This is a genomic window from Ruegeria sp. BHSC037, from assembly GCF_059613045.1.
This window is the reverse complement of sequence record NZ_JBXWRT010000026.1, coordinates 2,501-6,067: the sequence shown is the minus strand read 5'-3', so window position 1 is coordinate 6,067 and position 3,567 is coordinate 2,501. Positions and strand designations below refer to the sequence as shown.

Here is a 3,567-nt window from a genome sequence, read left to right as displayed (position 1 = left end):
TTGGTTGCGGGGAGAGGATTTGAACCTCTGACCTTCAGGTTATGAGCCTGACGAGCTACCTGGCTGCTCCACCCCGCGCCATTTTTTTGGCGTTCGGCCTGCAGAGATTTTTTGAGGCCGTTTTTTGATTTTTTGATCGTTTAGAGAGTTTGGGGATTTTTCTAGGTTTGGCGGTGACCTACTCTCCCGGGGCTTGAGCCCAAGTACCATTGGCGCTGCAGCACTTAACTTCCGGGTTCGGGATGGGACCGGGTGTTTTGCTTGCGCTATGACCACCAAACCGAGGAAAATCCCCAGGTCGACTTTCTTGCGAGTAAGAAAGCGACGGGTGGCAGACAGCGTCTTTTGCTTGCAAAAGGCGCGTTGCCACTCGGTTGTATAATCAATCAATATCGCGGCTTGGTGCTGCGACGCTATCCATTGTCAAGGTCGGTGTATGCTTTTGGTTTGATTTGTCTTTCTGTTACTGGATCAAATCAAGCCTATCGGGCGATTAGTACCGGTCAACTGAACGCATTGCTGCGCTTACATCTCCGGCCTATTGACGTGGTGGTCTTCCACGGCCCTCAGGGAGACCTTGTTTTGAGGGGGGCTTCCCGCTTAGATGCCTTCAGCGGTTATCCTGTCCGATCATAGCTACCCTGCACTGCCGTTGGCACGACAACAGGTCCACCAGTGGATCGTTCACCCCGGTCCTCTCGTACTAGGGGCAACTCCTCTCAAGTCTCCTACACCCACGGCAGATAGGGACCGAACTGTCTCACGACGTTCTAAACCCAGCTCACGTACCTCTTTAAACGGCGAACAGCCGTACCCTTGGGACCTGCTCCAGCCCCAGGATGAGATGAGCCGACATCGAGGTGCCAAACACTGCCGTCGATATGGACTCTTGGGCAGTATCAGCCTGTTATCCCCGGCGTACCTTTTATCCGTTGAGCGATGGCCCTTCCACTCGGGACCACCGGATCACTATGGCCGTCTTTCGACTCTGCTCGACTTGTCAGTCTCGCAGTCAGGCTGGCTTCTGCCATTGCACTCAACGAGCGATTTCCGACCGCTCTGAGCCAACCTTCGCGCGCCTCCGTTACGCTTTAGGAGGCGACCGCCCCAGTCAAACTACCCGCCACGCAGGGTCCCGGATCCGGATGACGGACCGCGGTTAGACATCAAGAATGCAAAGGGTGGTATCTCAAGGGAGGCTCCACAGGAACTGGCGTCCCTGCTTCGAAGCCTACCACCTATCCTGCACATTGCAGTCCTGATGCCAGTGCGAAGCTGTAGTAAAGGTGCACGGGGTCTTTCCGTCTAACCGCGGGAAGCCTGCATCTTGACAGGCAATTCAATTTCGCTGAGTCGATGTTGGAGACAGCGGGGAAGTCGTTACGCCATTCGTGCAGGTCGGAACTTACCCGACAAGGAATTTCGCTACCTTAGGACCGTTATAGTTACGGCCGCCGTTTACCTGGGCTTCAATTCAAGGCTCTCACCTCTCCTTTTAACCTTCAGGCACCGGGCAGGCGTCAGACCCTATACGTCGTCTTGCGACTTCGCAGAGCCCTGTGTTTTTAATAAACAGTCGCCACCCCCTGGTTTGTGCCCCCAGCCCCTAGTTGCCTAGGAACCGGGCCTCCTTCTCGCGAACTTACGGAGGTATTTTGCCGAGTTCCTTCAACATCGTTCTCTCAAGCGCCTTGGTATGCTCTACCAGTCCACCTGTGTCGGTTTAGGGTACGGTCTGATAGGAGGGCTATTTCCAGGAACCTCTCAGCAGCCCAGTCAATCCGATAAGACTGAACTACACCCGAGATCCGTCACCACTCCACGGCCCAGGAATATTAACCTGGTTCCCATCGCCTACGCCTTTCGGCCTCGGCTTAGGGGCCGGCTTACCCTGCTCAGATTAGCTTTAAGCAGGAACCCTTGGACTTTCGGCGAGAGTGTCTCTCACACTCTTTGTCGCTACTCATGTCATCATTCTCACTAGTGATCTCTCCACCGGATGGCTCACGCCCCGGCTTCATCGAAAGCCTCTCTCCTCCAATACGCCCGAAGACGTGAAGGAGGAATGAGACTATGTCACACTACGCTCTGCTACCATGCCTTACGGCATCCGAAGCTTCGGCTCATGGCTTGAGCCCCGTTACATCTTCGCCGCAGGACAACTTGTTTAGACCAGTGAGCTGTTACGCTATCTTTAAAGGATGGCTGCTTCTAAGCCAACCTCCTGGTTGTTTTGGTCGTCCCACCTGCTTTCCCACTTAGCCATGAATTGGGGGCCTTAGCTGTCGGTCAGGGTTGTTTCCCTCTCCACTACGGACGTTAGCATCCGCAGTGTGTCTGCCATCTAGTACTCCCGGGTATTCGGAGTTTGGTTAGGATCAGTAAGCCTGTGGGGCCCCATTACCCATCCAGTGCTCTACCCCCCGGGGTATTCGGATGACGCTCTACCTAAATAGATTTCGCAGAGAACCAGCTATCTCCGAGTTTGATTGGCCTTTCACCCCTAGGCACAGCTCATCCCGATCCTTTTCAACGGATGTGGGTTCGGTCCTCCAGTAAGTGTTACCTTACCTTCAACCTGGCCATGCCTAGATCACTCGGTTTCGGGTCTGATCCCACGAACTCATGCGCCCTATTAAGACTCGCTTTCGCTGCGCCTACACCTAACGGCTTAAGCTTGCTCGTGAGACCAAGTCGATGACCCATTATACAAAAGGTACGCCGTCAGCTCGCAAGGAGCCTCCGACTGATTGTAGGCGTTCGGTTTCAGGTACTGTTTCACTCCCCTCGTCGGGGTGCTTTTCACCTTTCCCTCACGGTACTGGTTCGCTATCGGTCAGCAAGGAGTACTTAGCCTTCGAAGGTGGTCCTCCGATCTTCAGACAGGATTTCACGTGTCCCGCCCTACTTAATACGTCCCATCGAGCTTCGAATACGGGGCTGTCACCCGCTATGGCCATGCTTCCCAACATGTTCTTCTCACTCTCAAGGCTCGGCTGGTCCCCGTTCGCTCGCCGCTACTAGGGGAGTATCAATTGATGTCCTTTCCTCCGGGTACTTAGATGTTTCAGTTCCCCGGGTTTGCTCTTAAAACCCTATGTATTCAGGTCTTAAGTACCTGTCTCAATCCATTATGAACTGCTCGCGCAGATCATAACGAACTGTCAGGTGGGTTGCCCCATTCGGAAATCCATGGATCAAAGCTTATTCTCAGCTCCCCATGGCTTATCGCAGAGTATCACGTCCTTCATCGCCTCTTGCTGCCAAGGCATTCACCAAACGCCCTTCTCGCGCTTGATTTGATCCAGAAAGAGAAAGACAGGATTTGCAGAGCAAATCCAATGACAGGCGCTGGTAACAACCCGTCTCTCTGACTGAACCAAAAGCATACTTTCCCGCCTCCCATCCTGGAACCCATGCTGCCGATGTCGGTCGGCCCCGCACGGAGAATGGAAGACATGCATGATCAGATGAGTGCCGGTCATCCTTGCGGGTGACGATCGGCGCTGATCATGCGGGTTAGTGTACTTGACTTGGACAACTCTGTTCGTTTCAGCCGCGATACCC

Annotated in this window: 1 tRNA gene and 2 rRNA genes; all 3 read right to left on the bottom strand. The window is 54.0% G+C overall.

Going from position 1 to position 3,567, the window contains the following annotated elements:
• Position 1 precedes the first annotated feature (1 nt).
• A tRNA-Met gene (locus AC2FMN_RS17135) sits at positions 2-78 on the bottom strand.
• A gap of 87 nt (positions 79-165) precedes the next feature.
• A 5S ribosomal RNA gene (gene rrf / locus AC2FMN_RS17130) occupies positions 166-280 on the bottom strand.
• A gap of 192 nt (positions 281-472) precedes the next feature.
• Positions 473-3,300, bottom strand: a 23S ribosomal RNA gene (locus AC2FMN_RS17125).
• Positions 3,301-3,567: the final 267 nt, after the last annotated feature.